At 68.9% G+C, this 16,518-nt stretch carries 16 protein-coding genes; 4 read left to right on the top strand and 12 right to left on the bottom strand.

Annotated elements, in window-relative coordinates; all coding sequences use genetic code 11:
- Nucleotides 1-2: 2 nt before the first annotated feature.
- The 9 genes from LX88_RS21155 to LX88_RS21115 all read right to left on the bottom strand — a co-directional run bounded on the left by LX88_RS21155 (nucleotide 3) and on the right by LX88_RS21115 (nucleotide 9,054).
- Nucleotides 3-776 (bottom strand): ABC transporter permease, encoded by a 774-nt coding sequence (locus LX88_RS21155; RefSeq protein ID WP_258949515.1) that lies wholly within the window; start codon nucleotides 774-776, stop codon nucleotides 3-5.
- A complete protein-coding gene (locus tag LX88_RS21150; RefSeq protein ID WP_258949514.1) occupies nucleotides 773-1,723 on the bottom strand; it encodes an ATP-binding cassette domain-containing protein in 951 nt (316 codons plus the stop codon). Before LX88_RS21150 ends, LX88_RS21155 begins: the two co-directional genes overlap by 4 nt.
- A 65-nt stretch (nucleotides 1,724-1,788) precedes the next feature.
- Nucleotides 1,789-2,901: a MalY/PatB family protein gene (locus LX88_RS21145; protein ID WP_258949513.1), complete on the bottom strand. Its 1,113-nt coding sequence runs from the start codon at nucleotides 2,899-2,901 to the stop codon at nucleotides 1,789-1,791.
- Nucleotides 2,902-2,996: 95 nt separating this feature from the next.
- Complete coding sequence (locus tag LX88_RS21140) at nucleotides 2,997-4,472, bottom strand: alpha/beta fold hydrolase (protein WP_258949512.1); 1,476 nt, start codon at nucleotides 4,470-4,472, stop codon at nucleotides 2,997-2,999.
- A gap of 74 nt (nucleotides 4,473-4,546) precedes the next feature.
- A complete protein-coding gene (locus tag LX88_RS21135) occupies nucleotides 4,547-5,296 on the bottom strand; it encodes a glucose 1-dehydrogenase (protein ID WP_258949511.1) in 750 nt (249 codons plus the stop codon).
- A complete protein-coding gene (locus LX88_RS21130; protein ID WP_258949510.1) occupies nucleotides 5,297-6,802 on the bottom strand; it encodes an aldehyde dehydrogenase family protein in 1,506 nt (501 codons plus the stop codon).
- An 8-nt stretch (nucleotides 6,803-6,810) separates the two neighbouring features.
- Complete coding sequence (locus LX88_RS21125; protein ID WP_258949509.1) at nucleotides 6,811-7,659, bottom strand: SDR family NAD(P)-dependent oxidoreductase; 849 nt, start codon at nucleotides 7,657-7,659, stop codon at nucleotides 6,811-6,813.
- A gap of 37 nt (nucleotides 7,660-7,696) precedes the next feature.
- Nucleotides 7,697-8,782 (bottom strand): Zn-dependent alcohol dehydrogenase, encoded by a 1,086-nt coding sequence (locus LX88_RS44340; RefSeq protein ID WP_258949508.1) that lies wholly within the window; start codon nucleotides 8,780-8,782, stop codon nucleotides 7,697-7,699.
- An 80-nt stretch (nucleotides 8,783-8,862) separates the two neighbouring features.
- Nucleotides 8,863-9,054, bottom strand: a complete 192-nt coding sequence (locus tag LX88_RS21115; protein WP_258949507.1) for a ferredoxin — start codon at nucleotides 9,052-9,054, stop codon at nucleotides 8,863-8,865.
- Nucleotides 9,055-9,099: 45 nt separating this feature from the next.
- On the opposite strand from LX88_RS21115, the gene LX88_RS21110 reads away from it, so the two are divergent.
- Together LX88_RS21110 and LX88_RS21105 are read left to right on the top strand one after the other, a co-directional pair.
- On the top strand, nucleotides 9,100-10,260 hold the full coding sequence (locus LX88_RS21110; RefSeq protein ID WP_258949506.1) for an acyl-CoA dehydrogenase family protein: 1,161 nt from the start codon (nucleotides 9,100-9,102) through the stop codon (nucleotides 10,258-10,260).
- A gap of 9 nt (nucleotides 10,261-10,269) precedes the next feature.
- On the top strand, nucleotides 10,270-11,184 hold the full coding sequence (locus LX88_RS21105; protein ID WP_258949505.1) for an acyl-CoA dehydrogenase family protein: 915 nt from the start codon (nucleotides 10,270-10,272) through the stop codon (nucleotides 11,182-11,184).
- Here the strand turns inward: LX88_RS21105 and LX88_RS21100 are convergent.
- Together LX88_RS21100 and LX88_RS21095 are read right to left on the bottom strand one after the other, a co-directional pair.
- On the bottom strand, nucleotides 11,168-12,256 hold the full coding sequence (locus LX88_RS21100) for an NAD(P)H-dependent flavin oxidoreductase (protein WP_258949504.1): 1,089 nt from the start codon (nucleotides 12,254-12,256) through the stop codon (nucleotides 11,168-11,170). The genes LX88_RS21105 and LX88_RS21100 overlap by 17 nt on opposite strands.
- Nucleotides 12,237-13,823, bottom strand: coding sequence for an acyl-CoA synthetase (locus LX88_RS21095; RefSeq protein WP_258949503.1), 1,587 nt, complete (start codon nucleotides 13,821-13,823; stop codon nucleotides 12,237-12,239). Before LX88_RS21095 ends, LX88_RS21100 begins: the two co-directional genes overlap by 20 nt.
- A gap of 74 nt (nucleotides 13,824-13,897) precedes the next feature.
- On the opposite strand from LX88_RS21095, the gene LX88_RS21090 reads away from it, so the two are divergent.
- Together LX88_RS21090 and LX88_RS21085 are read left to right on the top strand one after the other, a co-directional pair.
- Nucleotides 13,898-14,689, top strand: a complete 792-nt coding sequence (locus LX88_RS21090; RefSeq protein ID WP_258949502.1) for a crotonase/enoyl-CoA hydratase family protein — start codon at nucleotides 13,898-13,900, stop codon at nucleotides 14,687-14,689.
- A gap of 95 nt (nucleotides 14,690-14,784) precedes the next feature.
- On the top strand, nucleotides 14,785-15,543 hold the full coding sequence (locus LX88_RS21085; RefSeq protein ID WP_258949501.1) for a hypothetical protein: 759 nt from the start codon (nucleotides 14,785-14,787) through the stop codon (nucleotides 15,541-15,543).
- On the opposite strand, the gene LX88_RS21080 is transcribed toward LX88_RS21085, so the two are convergent.
- On the bottom strand, nucleotides 15,544-16,452 hold the full coding sequence (locus LX88_RS21080) for a PIG-L family deacetylase (RefSeq protein ID WP_258949500.1): 909 nt from the start codon (nucleotides 16,450-16,452) through the stop codon (nucleotides 15,544-15,546).
- Between the last annotated feature and the right edge of the window lie 66 nt (nucleotides 16,453-16,518).

Here is a 16,518-nt window from a genome sequence, read left to right as displayed (position 1 = left end):
GGTCACACGCGCTTGCGGTAGGCCCACATCGCCAGCGGGAAGAACACCGCGACCGCGCCGGCCATCCAGATCAGCGATCCGGTGAGCGGCCCGGCGATCGCGCCGCCGTTGAGCAGCCCGCGCAGCGCGTCCGACAGCATGCTCACGGGGCTGATGTCCGCCCACGCCTTGAGCCAGCCCGGCATCGTCGAGGTGCCGACGAACACGTTGCTGCCGAACGTCAACGGCATGATCAGCACGATCATGATGCCCTGCACGGCCTGCGGGGTCTTGAGCAGCATGCCCACGAACACCGACGCCCAGCAGAAGCACAGTCCGAACGCGATCGCGAGCCCCGCCGCGATCAGCAGCTCCGCCGGACCCGTCTGCACCCGGTAGCCCATGACCGTGGCGACGATCATCAGCACCACGACGCACACCACGTACCGCACGACGTCCGCCAGCACCGCGCCCACCAGCGGCGCCGACCTCGCGATCGGCATAGCGCGGAACCTGTCGAAGACGCCCTTGGAGACGTCCGTGTTCAGCTGGACGCCCGCGGTCATGCTGGCCTGCAGGATGTTCATCACCAGGATGCCCGGCACGAGCATCTGCAGGTAGGCGTCGGTGTTCCCGGCGAGCGCGCCACCGAAGAGGTAGGTGAACATCACCAGCAGGATGATGGGCGCGATCGTCACGTCCGCCAGCTGCTCGGGGTTCTTGCGGATCTTGAGGATTCCCCGCCAGGCCAGCGCGAAGCCGTGGCGCACTCCCCTGTCCAACGCGATGGTGCTCATACCAGGCTCCCCTCGTTCCGCTTTCCGGTGAGCGAGAGGAAGACCTCGTCGAGCGAGGGCAGCCGCAGCGCCAGTTCGTCCGCGGTGATGCCGGCCTCGTCGAGCTTGCGGACCAAAGTGGACAGCAGCACCGGGTCGTTCACCGGCGCCGTCAGCAGTCCCGTGTCGTCGTCCCTCGTCGGCCGGGCCCCGGTCAGGTCACCGAGGATCCGGTACACCACGTCGAGATCGCGCAACGACGTCGGCCGCACCTGCAGCGTCTGCCCGCCCACGCGCCGTTTCAGCTCGTCCGGCCTGCCCTCGGCCACGACCCGGCCGTGGTCGAACACCGTGATCGAGTCCGCGAGCTGGTCGGCCTCCTCCAGGTACTGCGTGGTGAGCAGGACCGTCACGCCGTTCGAGACGAGCTTGCGCACCACCGCCCACACCTCGTTGCGGGCGTGCGGGTCCAGGCCGGTGGTCGGTTCGTCCAGGTACAGCACGGACGGGTTGCCGACCAGGCTGGCCGCGAGGTCGAGCCGCCGGCGCATCCCTCCCGAGTACGTCTTGGCCGCACGCCCCGCGGCGTCGGTGAGCTCGAACTGCTCCAGCAGCTCACACGCCTTGGCCTTGGCCCCCGCACGTGAGTAGTCCAGCAGCCGGGCCAGCAGCACGAGGTTCTCCGTCCCGGAGAGGTCCTCGTCCACCGACGCGTACTGGCCGGTCAGCCCGATCAGCGACCGGACCGCCCTCGGGTTCTTCACCACGTCGTGGCCGTGGACCGTGGCGTGCCCCGCGTCCGGGCGCAGCAACGTGGCCAGCACCCGCACCGCCGTGGTCTTGCCCGCGCCGTTCGGCCCGAGCACCCCCACGACCTTCCCCTCCGGCACCTCCAGGTCCACGCCGTCCAGCGCCTTGGTCTCCCCGTAGTGCTTGACCAGGCCTTCTGCCCTGATCGCGAGTGCCATCGTTCCTCCCTGTGTTCAGGGGGAACTGTGCGCCGCACCGCTGGCAGACCGCGCACAGCGCGCTGTCAGCGGCTGGCAGCCATCCTGCGCACGGCCTCGGTGATGATCTCGGGCGAGGTGCCGAGGTTGAACCGGACGTGGCCCGCTCCGCCACTGCCGAACTCGGCACCCGACATCAGGGCGACCTTGCCCCGCTCGAGGAAGTACGCCGCCGGGTCGTCACTGAGGACCCGGCAGTCGAGCCAGGCCAGGAAAGTCGCCTCGGAGGGGTCGTAGCCGATCTCGGGCAGGTGCTCGGTGAGCAGGTTCTTCAGCAACTTCCGGTTGTCGTCGAGGCCGGCCAGCAGCGCGTCGAGCCACTCGCCGCCCTCCCTGAGCGCGGCCGCGTGCGCGATGGTGCCGAAGTGGCTAGGCCCGTGGCTGACCTCCTCGGGCAGCCGCGCGAGGTCGTCGGTGCCGGAGATCGCGACCGCCGCCCGCATGGCCGCCAGGTTCCAGCCCTTCGACGCGGACATGAGCGACATCCCGTTCTCGTCGACGCTCAGGTACGGCACGAACCGGGTGCTTTTCGAGACGAGCGGTGCGTGGATCTCGTCGGCGATCACGCGCACGCCGTACGTCCGGGCCAGGCTCGCGAGGGCCGTCAGCTCCTCGACGGTGTGGACGGTGCCGGTCGGGTTCTGCGGGTTGCACAGCAGGTACACCGGGCGGTCGGCTTTGACGTGCTGGAACGTCCACTCCAGCACGTTCAGGTCGAGGCGGCCGAGCCGCAGCGGCGCCTCGACGACCGCGCGGCCCATGCTCCTGACGAACAGGTAGAACGGCGGGTACACCGGCGGGCTGACGATCACGGGCGCGCCGGGCCCCGACACCAGCTTGATCAGCTCGACGACGCCGAGCATCACGTCGGACACGAGCGCCGTGCGTTCCACCGGGAGCTGCCAGCCCCAGCGCTGTTCCGCGAACGCCGCGAGCGCCTCCTGGTAGCCGGTGCCGGCCGGGTAGCCGGTGTCGCCGAGGTCCAGGGCGTCCGCGACGGCCCTCTTGACGGGCTCAGCCAGGTCGACGTCCATCTCGGCCACCCACAACGGCAGCACGTCGTCCGGGAACTGCCGCCACTTCACACTCGTGCGCCGCCGCAACCGTTCCAACGACACCTGGGCCAGCGGGTTCAGCATGAACCCCAACGTAGGTCACCCGGGATGAGCCGTCACGTTGTGCGGTGATCTGGTTCAGGAGGGGCCCCGCCGGCGAGGCCCCTCCTGAAGCGAACTCAGGCGAACGGCGATTTGTCGACGCCGCACGTCTTCTGAGCAGGCAGCACAGCGGTGAACAGGTACTCCCGCTTCACCTTCTCCGCGCACGCGCTGCGCACGTACATGGAGGTGTGCCCGTGGCCCTCAACGGTCAGGAACCCCGTGCGGGCCATCTCCGCGGCGCCGTCGCGAGCTCCGTGCAACGGCGTCGACGGGTCGAACCTGCTGTTGATGAACAGGATCGGCGCCGACGTCCAGCGGTTCCACGGCCCGGTGTAGCGGTCGTCGTCACGGCCCTGCCAGAACGCGCAGGCCATCATGTCGAACACCACGGCACGGCCCCAGTACGGCACGCGCTGGTCCTCGCTCTTGCCGTACTTCGAGTACACCGCCGGGTCGCGCGGGAAGTCGCTGTCCGAGCACTGCACGGCGTTGAAGCCCTCGAAGCGGTTCGTGACGTAGTCCGCAGACGCCGTCAGCGAAGCCGGTGCCTCCCAGACGCCCTGCAGCACCCGAGCCGTGTCCTGCCAGGTGTCCGGCTGCGCCAGCGCGTCCCACACGAGGCTGATCAGCGAGACGCGGTCGAACCGGCCGTCCGGCGTGGTGACCGGGGACGCGGTCACGCGCGCGACCAGGTCCGACCACTTCTGCTTGAGGTCGCCGCCCGCGAACGCGCAGTTCGCGCCCGGTGCCGCACACAGCTTCAGGAACTGGTCGAACGTCTCGGCGACACCGCGCGGCACGTCCTGGCGGGTGTCCAGCGGCACCGTGGTGCCCTGGTCACCGTGCCCGGTGGCGTTGCCGACGAAGTCGAGCGAGCCGTCGAACGCGAGCGCGCGGACCTTGTCCGGGAACATGTTCGCGTAGATCGCGCCGAGGTGCGTGCCGTACGAGATGCCGTGGTACGTCAGCTTCTTGTCGCCCACCGCCTTGCGCAGCAAGTCGAGGTCGCGGGCCGTGTTGGCGGACGAGACGTGGTCCAGCAGGTTGCCGGACTTCTCCTCACACCGCCGGGCGAACTCGCGGTAGCTGTCGTAGAACGCGGGTTCCTCCGCCGCGGTGTCCGGGTAGACCGGGATGGAGTTGAGGAACTGCTGCTGTTCCTCGACGCTGTCGAAGCAGCGCACGGTCGCCGAACGGCCGATGCCGCGCGGGTCCCACGACACCACGTCGAACCGTGACCTCAGCTCGGACGAGAACAGCCACTCCCACTTGCCACGAGCCCGCAGTCTGTCCACACCGGACGCTCCAGGCCCGCCGAAGTTCACGAACAACGAGCCGATCCGCTTCGCCGGATCGGTCGCGGGCAGTCTGATCAGCGCGAGATCGATCTTCGCACCGGACGGCTGGTCGTGGTCCAGCGGCACCTTGGCCGTCGAGCACTGGAACCCGTCCTGGCAGTCCTGCCAGGACAGGACCGGCGCCTGTTCGGTCGCCACCGCGGCCGGCGCCAGCCCGATGAGCAGCGCGGCCGTCAACAACAGTGATTTCACATGAAGCTCCCCAGGATTGACCTCTCGACCACGAAGACGCCGTCGAGATCAATCTGGTTGCCTCCTGGTGAGCGTCAACCGTTCAGCGCGTGCGTCGCCGTCGCCCCTCCGTCGACCACGAACTCGCCGCCCGTGCAGTAGGCGCTGTCGTCACTGGCCAGGAACAGCACGACGTTCGCGACGTCCTCGGGCTGCCCGATCCGGCGCAGCGCCAGCTTCTTGCCTATCGGCGAGACGTCGATCGGACGGCCCAGGGCCGTGCTGACCATCGGGGTGTCGATGGCGCCGGGGTGCACGGAGTTCACGCGGATCCCGTGCTGTCCCAGTTCCATCGCGGCGACCTTGGTCATGCCGCGGATCGCGAACTTCGACGCCGTGTAGGCCACCAGGTACGGCATGCCGCCCAGTCCCTCGACCGACGACACGTTCACGATCGACCCGCCGGCGGCCTGCTTCATGGACGACACGACCGCGCGCATGCCGAGGAACGTGCCGACCTGGTTGATGCCGATCACCCGCTGGTAGTCGGCGAGCGTGGTGTCTGCCAGGGCGGAGAAGTGCAGGATGCCGGCGTTGTTCACGAGGACCGTGATGTCGCCGAACGTCGCGACGGTGAACGCGACGGCGTCCGCCCACTCGTCCTCCGACGACACGTCCAGGTGGCAGTACTCGGCACCGAGTTCGGCCGCCAGTTCCTTGCCCTGGTCGTCGAGGACGTCGGTGATCATCACCCGCGCGCCCTCGGCGACGAACCGGCGTGCCGCGGCCGCGCCCTGACCCCGGGCGGCGCCGGTGATCAGGGCGACCTTCCCGTCCAGCCGCATCTACATCATCTCGTCGGTCAGCGGCATCATCACGGTCTTGAGCTCGGTGTAGGCCTCGTAGGCGCTCTGTCCGCCCTCACGGCCGAGGCCGGACTGCTTGTAACCGCCGAACGGGATGTGCGGTTCGAGCTGGAAGCCGTTGATGCCGACCATGCCGACGCGCAAGGCCTTCGAGACGCGGAACGCGCGGCGGACGTCATTGGTGTAGACGCCGGCGCCGAGTCCGTACTCGGTGTCGTTCGCGATGCGGACGGCCTCTTCCTCGTCGTCGAACGGCACGACGGTCAGCACCGGGCCGAAGATCTCATCACGCGCGATGGCCATGTCGTTGTTGGCATCGGCGAAGATCGTGGGTGCGACGAAGTTCCCGGACGCGTAGTCGCCGTCGAGCCGGGTGCCGCCGGTGACGAGCCGGGCGCCCTCCTCCTGGCCGCGCTCGATGTAGCCGAGCACGCGTTCGAGCTGCTTGCCGTTGATCAGCGGGCTGGCCAGCACCGCTGGGTCGAACGGGTCGCCGAACGTCACCGCGGTCGCGAGCATCTGCGCCATCGAGAGGAACTCTTCCTGCGCGTCCCGCTGCACCAGCGCGCGTGTGTGCGCGACGCACGCCTGGCCCGACAGGCCCATCGTGACCATGCCCATGCAGGTCATCGCGGCGAGGCCGACGTTCGGGGCGTCCGCGAACACGATCGCCGGCGACTTCCCGCCCAGTTCCAGGGACACGCGCTTCATCGTCCCGGCGGACGCCTCGACGATCCGGCGGCCGATGGCGCGGCTGCCGGTGAAGCTGATCTTGTCGACGCCGGGGTGGGTGATCAGCGCCTCGCCGGTCGGGTTGCCGGGGCCGGTGACGAGGTTGACGACGCCCTCGGGCAGTCCGGCCTCGATCAGCAGCTCGACCATGCGGATCACGCAGAACGACGCGTACTCCGACGGCTTCACCACGACCGTGCAGCCGGCGGCCAGCGCGGGCGCGAGTTTCTGGGCGAACAGCACGAACGGCGCGTTCCACGGCAGGATCGCCGCGACGACGCCGACCGGTTCGCGGAACGTCATCGCGAGGTGGTCGCCGCCCTGGTACGGCGGCAGCGTCTGGCCGCCGACCTTGTCGATCCAGCCGGCGTGGTGGTCGAAGATGTCCGCCGCGATGCCGACCGAGGTGGCGTAGATCTGCCCGAACGACAGCGGCACGCCGTTGTCCAATGCCTGCAGTCCGCGCAGCTCGTCCGAGTGCTCCCGCAGCAGGTCTCCGTACCGGCGCAGGACCTTGATGCGCTCGCCGGCCCGGCTGCGCGGCCACGTGCCCTCGTCGAAGGCCTTGCGGGCCGCACGCACGGCCGCGTCCACGTCCTGCACCGAGGCGACGGCGAAGCTGCCGACCTCCTCGCCGGTGGCGGGGTGGTGGTGGGTCCAGGTCTCGTCCGCCTCGCGGAACTCGCCTCCGATGAGGAGCCGGCCGTCCTTGAGGCCCAGCGAATCGCGGTGCGGTTGGACGGTGAGCGCCACAGCTCCTCCTAGAGCGACATCGTTTCCGTGCAGGCGAAAGTCCTCTGTGGATCTCGTTCGGCGAAGTAGCCGTCGAGATCGGTGAACGCGCCGAACTCCTGCTCGACGGTCGGTGGTGCCATCAGCGCGACCATGCCGCCGTGCACGACGAAGACCTGGCCGTTGATCCTGTCGCCGGACGGTCCTGCCAGGTGCGCCACGAACTTGGCGACGTGCTCGGGTGCCAGCGAGTCGTCACCCTCTGGCGCGTCGCCGAAGACGTGCGCGGTCATCTGGGTCCGGGCGCGTGGGCAGATCGCATTGGCGCGCACGCCGTAGCGGCTCGTGCCACGGGCGGTCGCCACCGTCAGCGCCGCGATGCCCGCCTTGGCCGCCGCGTAGTTGGCCTGCCCCTCCGAGCCGAGCAGGAACGCCTCCGACGAGGTGTTGACGATTCGCGCGTACACCGGTTCACCGGCCGCCTTCGACTGCTGCTTCCACAGCGCGACCGCGTTGCGCGACAACAGGAAGTGGCCGCGCAGGTGCACCCGCACGACCAGGTCCCACTCCTCGTCGGTCATGTTGAACAGCATCCGGTCGCGCAGCACGCCCGCGTTGTTCACGACGACGTGCAGCCCGCCGAACTGCTCCATCGCGGCGGTGACGAGGGCGTCCGCGGTGCTCCGCTCGCCCACGTCACCCTCGACCACGACGCACTTCGCGCCCAGTTCCCCGATCTCGGCCGCAGCGGCCTCGGCCGAGCCCGGCAGGTCGTTGAGCACGATCGACGCACCGGCCCTCGCGAGCTCCAGCGCCTCCGCGCGGCCGAGCCCGGCACCGGCGCCGGTGACCACGGCGACCTTCCCCGCAAGGTCCACAAGAGACTCCCAGAAGAGGTGTGTCAGGACAGACGCGTCAGTCGAAGAGGATCACCTGGCGGATCAGCGATCCACCGCCACGCAGGGCCTGCAGGCCCTCGTTCACGTCCTCGAGCCTGATCCGCTTGCTGATCATGCCTTCGAGGTCCAGCCGGCCCTGCCGCCACAGCGCGATCATGCGCGGGATGTCACGCCGGAAGTTCGCCGTCCCGTAGAACGAGCCGTGCAGCGTCTTGTCGTGCAGGAAGAGCTCCTGGGCGCTGAACGACACCATCGCGTCCGCCCGGCCCGCGCCGACGACGACCGTGTGGCCACCGCGACGGGTCAGGTCCCACGCCTGGCGGATGGTGGCGGGCAGCCCGACCACGTCGAACACGTAGTCGAAGCCCATGCCGGAGTTCAGCTGGTTGTTCAGGTCCGCGACACCGTCGGGCGTCGTCGCGTGCGTCGCGCCGAACTTCCGCGCCACCTCGTGCTTCTCGAGCACCGGGTCGACCGCCACGATCCGTGCGGCGGCAGCGAGCCGGGCGCCCTGGACCACCGCGACACCGACACCACCGCAGCCGATCACGGCGACGCTGGAACCCGGTTCGACCTTCGCGGTGTTGAGCACGGCCCCGACGCCGGTCAGGATGCCGCACGACAGCAGCGCCGCGATCTCCCACGGCACGTCGTCGTCGACCTTCACGGCGGCGTCCGCGGGCACGACCATCTCCTCGGCGAACGCGCCGAGCCCGGCGTATCCGAAGGCCGGGTTGCCACCGACGACGAACCTCGGTGACGTGAACGCGGAGATGGTGTGCACGAGACACAGATGCGATTGACCCGTCACGCATTGGGCGCACTTGCCGCACGGCGGCACGAAAGTGATCGCCACGTGGTCGCCGACCGCGAGCGACGTCACGGCGCTCCCGATCTCGACGATCTCACCGGCGCCCTCGTGACCGACGACGCCGGGCGTGAGGGCCGGCAACGTTCCGTCCATTGCGGACAGATCGCTGTGGCACACCCCGCACGCCTTGATCCTGATGCGGATCTCCTGCGGCCCCACCGGGGCTGTGGTCACGTCGTCGCGGAGCTCGAGCTTGTCGTCGCCTACCTGGTTGAGCACGGCAGCCTTCACCGGTATCACTCCTCGCTGAGCTCACGCGGTCAAACTACCCGTCGCACACTAGAATCTGTTCTTGTTCGTGGCAAGGTCCATCAGCGTGAGAGGCGCAGCGCGCCCATGGGGCACGAGGCCACGGCCCGTTCCGCCGGCTCCTCTTCCGACGGGGCCAGCTCACCGTCCCGGATCTGCAGAACCTCATCGTCGTCAAGGTCAAACACCTCAGGCAGGATTGACATGCACGCCCCGTGCGCCTCACACACCGAAGGGTCGACGCCGACCTTCATCGCGGCCTCCTGACATCAAGTAGAACTTGTTCTAGAGTAGCGGTCATGCGCATCGGTTTCACGCCCGAACAGGAGCAGTTGCGCCAGGAGTTGCGGGCGTACTTCGCCGCGCTCATGACGCCCGAACGCAGGGCCGGGCTCGCCGGCGGCGGTGACTACGGCGACGCCGCGGTCTACAAGGACACCGTCCGCCGGATGGGGCTGGACGGCTGGCTGACCATCGGGTGGCCGCAGGAGTACGGCGGCCGTGCCCGCCCGATGATCGAGCAGCTGATCTTCCTGGACGAGGCGTCCGCGGCCGGTGCCCCGGTGCCGTTCCTGACGCTGAACTCCATCGGCCCGACGATCATGTCGCTCGGAACGCCCGAGCAGAAGGCCTTCTACCTGCCGAAGATCGCGTCCGGCGAGCTGCACTTCGCCATTGGCTACTCCGAACCGGAGGCGGGCACCGACCTCGCGGGCCTGCGCACGCGCGCGGTCCGCGACGGCGACGAGTACGTGATCAACGGGCAGAAGATGTGGACCAGCCTCATCCAGTACGCCGACTTCGTCTGGCTGGCCTGCCGCACCGACCCGGAGTCGCAACGGCACAGGGGTTTGAGCATCATCATGGTGCCGACCTCCGCTCCCGGCTTCTCCTGGACGCCCGTGCCGACCATGTCCGGACCCACGACCAGCGCCACCTTCTACGACGACGTGCGGGTGCCCGCGGCGAACCTCATCGGCGAGGAGCACAAGGGCTGGAAGCTCATCACCAACCAGCTCAACCACGAACGCGTCGCCCTCTGCTCGGCCGCGCCGCTGCAGACCGCGTTGCGCGAAGTTCGCCAATGGGCGGACGAAACCGGTGCCGTGGAACAGGAATGGGTGCGCCTGCACCTCGCCCGCGTACACGCCAAGACCGAGTTCCTCAAGCTCATCAACTGGCGGATCGCCTCCGGTTCCGACGAGGTCCCGTCACCGGCGGAGGCCTCCGCCACCAAGGTGTTCGGCACCGAGTTCGCGACCGAGGGCTACCGGCTGCTGATGGAGGTGCTGGGCGCCAACGGGATCGTGCGCACGGGCTCCGCGGGAGCACTGCTGCACGGCCGGGTGGAACGCATGCACCGGTCGTCGCTGATCCTGACGTTCGGCGGCGGCACCAACGAGATCCAGCGGGACATCATCGCGCGCGTGGGCCTCGGGCTGCCCGCTGTGCCTCGGTAAGGAGACTCCGTGGACTTCACCCTGACCGAGGCCCAGCGCGAACTGGCCGCGCTGACCCGCAAGATCCTCGACTCGTCCGACACGCCCTGGCCCGACCTGGTCAAGTCGGGCGTCGTGCCGGAACGGCCCGACGAGTTCGGCGTGCTGGAACAGTGCTCGGTGCTGGTCGAACTGGGCCGCGCGGTCTCCCCCGTCCCCTACCTGCCCACGACGGTCGCGGCGTCGGCGCTCGCGGAGTTCGGAACTCCGGACCAGCGCGATCGCTGGCTGAAGCCGGGGACGGTGCTGTCCGTGGCGCTGTCGGAGGCCGGCGGTCTGAAGACGACCGTGCCGTTCGCGTCGCAGGCGGCCGCGTTCCTGGTGGCGCACGACGGGCAGGTGTTCCTCGTCAAGGCGGAGCAGCTGGACATCACGGGCCAGGAGCTGGTCGACGGCTCGGACGCGGGGTGCTTCGCGTTCTCCGGCACCGGCGAGGTCGTGCCGGACCTGTCCCCCGACTGGTTGAGCACCCGGTACACGCTGGGGTTGTGCGCTCTGCAGCTCGGCGTCACCGAACATGCCTTGGAGTTGACGGCCGAGTACGCGAGGACACGCGTGCAGTTCGACCGGCCGATCGGCAGTTTCCAGGCCGTGGCGCAACGTCTGGCTGATGCGTACATCGACGTCGCGGCGATCCGGCTGACGCTCTGGCAGGCCGCCTGGCGCCTCTCCGAGGGGCTGGACGCGGCTCAGGAGGTGGCCACGGCGAAGTTCTGGGCCGCAGACGCAGGGCACCGCGTGGCGCACACCGCCGTGCACGTCCACGGCGGCACCGGAATCGACATGAGCCACGACGTGCACCGCTACTTCACCGCGGCGAAGCGCAACGAGTTCGAGCTGGGCGGGGCGACCGCCCAGCTCCTGAAACTCAGCGCAGCTTGGTGAGGCGTTCGACCGTCGCGTCGAACTCCGCCAGCAGGTCCGCCATCACGGCCGCGACCGGGCGGACCTCGTTCATCCTCCCGACGATCTGCCCGACCGGCATCGAGACCACGGACGGGTCGTCCGACCGGGCGATCCGCAGGTGCGCCTCGCTGACCAGGATGTTCTGCAACGGCATCGGCAACGGTTCCGGTGCCTCCGCGGACGTCCACGCCTCTGTCCACCGCGTCTTCAGCAACCGCGCCGGTTTGCCGGTGTAGATGCGGGTGCGGACGGTGTCGCTGGAACCGGCGGCGAGCAACGCCTGCTGCGTGCTGGAGTTGCCCAGCGCGTACTCGGCGGTGGTCAGCCAGTACGAGCCCATCCACACGCCGGACGCACCGAGCGCCATCGCGGCGGCGGCCTGCCGTCCCGACCCGATGCCCCCCGCGGCGAGCACCGGGACGTCCACCGCGTCGGCGATCTCCGGCACCAGCACCATCGTCGCGACCTCGCCGGTGTGACCGCCGGCCTCGTAGCCCTGGGCCACCACGATGTCGACGCCGTTGGCCACGTGCCGTCGTGCGTGCTCGGCCTTGCCCGCCAGCGCCGCCACCGGGACTCCGGCCGCGTGCACCTGCTCGATGACGTCGGCGGGTGGCGAGCCGAGGGCGTTCGCGATGAGCCGGATGGGGTGCCCCAGTGCCACGTCGACGTGTGATCGCGCGACCGAGTGCAGCCATCCGAGCACGCCCTCGCCACCTTCACCGTCGGGCAGCGGTGGCACGCCGAGCTTCAGCAACGTCTGTTGCACGAACTCCTTGTGGCTCTGCGGGATGAGGCTCGCCAGGTCGATCTGCGTGCCCTCCTTCGGCACGGTGGCGGGCATGACGATGTCGACGCCGTACGGCTTGCCGTCGGTGTTCTCGTCCATCCACGTCAACGCGCGGTCGAGGTCGTCCGCGTCGTTGAACCGCACGCACCCGAGGACACCGAGCCCGCCTGCTCGGCTGATCGCCGCCGCCACGTGCTCGGACGGCGTGAAGCCGAAGACGGGGTGTTCGATGCCCAGCTCGTCACACAGGCTGGTGCGCATGATCCTCCACGTGGCGCTTCGCCCACTGGTAGTCGGGTTTGCCGCTGGGGGTGCGGCCGATCTCGGCGACGAGCCACAGCGACCGCGGCACCTTGTAGCCGGCGAGGGTCTCGCGGACGTGAGCGTCCAGTTCGGACAGTGTCGGCGTCGCGCCGTCGCGCGGCTGGACGATCGCGCCGACGCGCTGGCCGAGCAGGTCGTCCGGGATGCCGATCACGAGCGCGTCGAACACGTCCGGGTGCGACTTCAGCACCCCTTCGACCTCTTCGGGGAACACCTTCTCGCCGCCGGTGTTGACGCAGGTGTTGCCGCGGCCCAGCAACGTGATGTCGCCGTCCTCCTCGAACCGGGCGAAGTCGCCGGGCACCGTGAACCGCCTGCCGTCGACCTCGACGAACATCCGCGCGGTCTTCTCGGGGTCCTTGTAGTAGCCCAGTGGGATGTGCCCGCCGCGCGCCAGCTTGCCGATGACGCCGGGCTCCGGCTCCAGCCTGTTGCCGTCCTCGTCGATGACGATGGTGTCCTCGTTGAGCTTCACCTTGGTGCCGTCGGTCTTCACGATCTCCTTGGGCACCGCGCCGATGCCGGTGGACCCGGTCTCGCTCGACCCGATCGACTCCAGCAGCGTCGTGTGCGGCAGGTGTTCGTGGAACTGCTTCTTCACGGTGTAGGAGAACAACGCGGCGCTGCTGTTGAGGATGTACAGCGACGAGCCGTCGTACGTGCCGCGCTGGAACTCCTCGATCAGCGGCCGGCCCATGGCGTCGCCGGTGATGACGGCGACCTGGACCTTTTCCCTTTCGATCACCCGCCAGATCTCGGCGGGGTCGAACTTGGGCACCAGCACCACCGTGCTGCAGCTGAACAACGCGCCCAGGACGGCCCACTGCGCCGCGCCGTGGATCAACGGCGGCAGGCACAGCCTGATGAGCCCGTAGTCCTTGCCCGCCTTGGCCTGCTGCCACTCATCGGTCAGCCGTTCGCCGGTGACGAAGTCGATGCCGCCGCCGAGCGTGCGCCACACGTCCTCGTGCCGCCACATCACACCCTTGGGCATGCCGGTCGTGCCACCGGTGAACAGGATGTAGAGGTCGTCGGGGCTGCGCGGCTCGAAGTCGCGCTCGCCGGACTCCTCGGCGAGTGCCGTTTCGTAGTCGGCGCCTGCGAAGTCCTCGTCCGTCTCGTCGTCGATCACGACCGCGTGGCCGGGCACACCGACCTCCGCGACCAGCGGCGAGTACCGCCGTTCGTGTACGAGAGCGGTCAGATCGGCTTCACCGAACAGGTATTGCAACTCGTTCTTGGTGTAGCGGTAGTTCACGTTGATCGCCACGGCGCGCAGCTTGTAGACGGCGAGCATGGCTTCGACGAGTTCGATCGAGTTGCGCGCGTAGAGCCCCACGTGCGCACCCTGCGTCACGCCGTTCTTTGCCAGGTGGTGAGCCAGTTTGTTGGCTCGCGACTCGAGCTCGGCGTAGGTGACCCGCTTGGACCCGCACACGAGCGCGGTCCTGCCGGGCACGGTGTCGGCGGCGTGTTCAACGAGGTCTGCGACGTTGAGGGCCATGGTGTGCAAAGTAGAACGTGTTACTGTTCTCGACAATCCCCCGTGCGGTCAGACTCGATCCAGGAGGCGCGCGAATGACGACCACGACAGAACCACATGCCTTGGTGGAACTGGCCGGCAACGTCCTGGTCGTCACGATGAACCGCCCGGAGGTCCGCAACGCCCTGTCCGGCCCCATGCTGGCCATCATGAAACAGGCGTGGGACCGGGTGGACTCCGATCCGGACGTCCGCGTCTGCGTCCTGACCGGCGCAGGCGGGGCGTTCTGCGCGGGCGCCGACCTCAAGGCGATGACGTCCAACCATCCCAGCGAGAACGCAGGCAAGTTCGACTTCTCCGTCATCGAACCGCTGCTCAAAGGACGTCGATTGACGAAACCGCTGATCGCCGCGGTGGAAGGCCCCGCGGTCGCCGGCGGCACGGAGATCCTGCAGGCGACCGACATCCGCGTCGCCGGTGAGAGCGCGCGGTTCGGTGTCTCAGAAGCACGGTGGGGGCTGTTCCCCCTGGGCGGCTCGGCGGTGCGGTTGCCACGCCAGATCCCGTACACCGTCGCGGCCGATCTTCTGCTGACCGGACGCCACATCCGTGCGGCGGAGGCCAAGGAGATCGGGCTGATCGGGCACGTGGTGCCGGACGGTCAGGCCCTGGACAAGGCCATGGAACTGGCCGCGCTGATCACAGCCAACGGGCCCGTCGCGGTGCGGAAGATCCTGCAGACCATGCGGGAGACCGAGGTCATGCACGAGAACGAAGCGTTCACAGTGGACGCTCGGCTCGGCGTGGAGGTGTTCTCCAGTGAGGACGCCAAGGAGGGGCCGCGGGCGTTCTCCGAGAAGCGCAAGCCGGAGTTCAAAGGCCGGTAGACACCTCTCGAACGAATTCGTTCGCGCCCGTAACACATTGTGGCGACGCCCCGATCTGCGTATCAAACATCCGCAGTCCGGGGCAGGGGCCAGTCTTGAAGAACGCCGAGCAGTCGACCGAGAACGACATCAGCGGCGATGTCCACGGCACGTCGCTCCAGGCCGAGTCGATCGGCGACGTCTACCTCGGCACGCCCGCCAAACCCCGGTGGTTCACGGCGCTGCAGGCCGCCTTGGTGGTGGTCGTCATCACGGCCGTCACGTTGACGGCCGCCGAACTGGCGCCGCCGACCGAGCCGATCAGGGAGACGCCGGTGGCCGCCACCGGTTCCACCCCGGCGGAGTCCGGTGCGACCTCGTCACCGGCTTCCGCGGCCGGTGCGCAGACCCCTCCCACCATGGCCGGTGCGGCCCGCCCGGCTCCTCCCGGATCGACTCCGCGCACGGCCGGTGGCACCTCGGTCACCGCCGCGCCCACCACGACGACCACGGTGGCCGCGGCCGCACCGACGATCGTGGGAACCGGCTCGCGGTACACCGGTGAGCTGCGGTTCGGCAGCTTTCACCTGGACCTCGCCACACCGCGCGACGTGCCGGGGTCGAACGTCTGGGCGCTCACCCCGACGCGCCTGCACGGCGATCCCGGCTACTGGCTCGCGGCGTGGCACAGCGACGGAGTGCCTGAGCGGAACGAGTGCATCGCCCACCTCCGGGACAACGCCACGCTGGACGCGGACAACGTGGTCGTGGGCAGCAGGGTCTGCGGGCAGACCCCCGAGGGCCGGACCTTCCGCATCGACGTCACCGTGCTGGACGGCAGCGCGATCACCGGCCAGGTGACGGTGTGGGAGTAGTCAGCAGCCGTTCTCCACGAAGTCACCGGGCGGAACCCACGCCGATCCCGGCCAGAAGATCCTGCCCTCAGGCCGAATCTGCCGGCCGAACGCGTACGGGTGGATGTCCCTGTGCGGAATCTCGGGGTCGTGCGGCCAGTACGCGTCCCAGATCTCTTCCTTGCGCTGCCGCCAGTACCCGGACACGTTCTCCGGGTAGCTCTCACTGTTGTAGGCCGTGTACTCGTCGCGGCGCTTCCAGGTGTCGCGCGTGCCGTCCGCCAGGTTCGCCTCGGCGACGAGGAGTGCGGCGGACACGTGGTCGACGTGGTCGCGCCGGGGACTGTCCCGGTGGCCGATCGTGCTGCCGGAACGGATGTGGTCCGGGTTCGCCTGGGCGATGATCGCCCGCAACATGCCCACGAAGCTGAACCTGTTGTAGGACGGGCGCCCGTCGATCGGCTGGGCGACGTACGGGCTGAAGGCCAGCATCTTGTACAGGTCGCCCTGAGGATCACCGTTCGGGTGGTCGCACCCCCCGGACGCGCCGTGGATGTAGGTGAAGACCAAGCGGACGTTGGTGCCGTTCAACCGGTTCGTCGCCACCGGATGGCCGTTGAACCACATCTCCTCGTACGTCCAGCTGTCGGCGACGCCCGCCGTCCTGGCGTACGCGGCCCGCTCCCCTTCGACCCGCTGGTTCGCGTAGGGGAACGGCGGCCGGGTGTGGACCTCTCCGGCGGTGAGGTAGACGACCCAGACGGTGGAACCCGCCTCGACGTCCGAGGCGATGTCCGGGTTCATGAACAGCAGGTCGTCGTCCGGGTGCGCGACGAACGAGATCGTCGTCGTGGGCGCCGCCTGAGCGTGCGTCAGGGTGGCGGCCACGAGGATCATCGAGGTGAACAAGGACAGCACAGATCTGCGCATTGACTCTTCCCCCAGGTAGAAGTCGTGCGAGGAAGACTACCTTCGGCAGCACGGCACAAGGGGGCG

The sequence above is a fragment of the Lentzea californiensis genome (genome assembly GCF_024648825.1).
GTDB classification, from domain to species: domain Bacteria; phylum Actinomycetota; class Actinomycetes; order Mycobacteriales; family Pseudonocardiaceae; genus Lentzea; species Lentzea californiensis.
The sequence above is the reverse complement of the archived record's forward strand: the minus strand, read 5'-3'. Positions and strand labels throughout refer to the sequence as shown.

What these genes read in the sequence shown, in the direction of transcription:
- LX88_RS21095 (WP_258949503.1), bottom strand. Translation starts at nt 13,823, where the DNA reads ATGGCCCTCAACGTCGCAGACCTCGTTGAACACGCCGCCGACACCGTG.
- LX88_RS21155 (WP_258949515.1), bottom strand. Translation starts at nt 776, where the DNA reads ATGAGCACCATCGCGTTGGACAGGGGAGTGCGCCACGGCTTCGCGCTG.
- LX88_RS21090 (WP_258949502.1), top strand. Translation starts at nt 13,898, where the DNA reads ATGACGACCACGACAGAACCACATGCCTTGGTGGAACTGGCCGGCAAC.
- LX88_RS21100 (WP_258949504.1), bottom strand. Translation starts at nt 12,256, where the DNA reads ATGCGCACCAGCCTGTGTGACGAGCTGGGCATCGAACACCCCGTCTTC.
- LX88_RS21115 (WP_258949507.1), bottom strand. Translation starts at nt 9,054, where the DNA reads ATGAAGGTCGGCGTCGACCCTTCGGTGTGTGAGGCGCACGGGGCGTGC.
- LX88_RS21150 (WP_258949514.1), bottom strand. Translation starts at nt 1,723, where the DNA reads ATGGCACTCGCGATCAGGGCAGAAGGCCTGGTCAAGCACTACGGGGAG.
- LX88_RS21080 (WP_258949500.1), bottom strand. Translation starts at nt 16,452, where the DNA reads ATGCGCAGATCTGTGCTGTCCTTGTTCACCTCGATGATCCTCGTGGCC.
- LX88_RS21110 (WP_258949506.1), top strand. Translation starts at nt 9,100, where the DNA reads ATGCGCATCGGTTTCACGCCCGAACAGGAGCAGTTGCGCCAGGAGTTG.
- LX88_RS21135 (WP_258949511.1), bottom strand. Translation starts at nt 5,296, where the DNA reads ATGCGGCTGGACGGGAAGGTCGCCCTGATCACCGGCGCCGCCCGGGGT.
- LX88_RS21145 (WP_258949513.1), bottom strand. Translation starts at nt 2,901, where the DNA reads ATGCTGAACCCGCTGGCCCAGGTGTCGTTGGAACGGTTGCGGCGGCGC.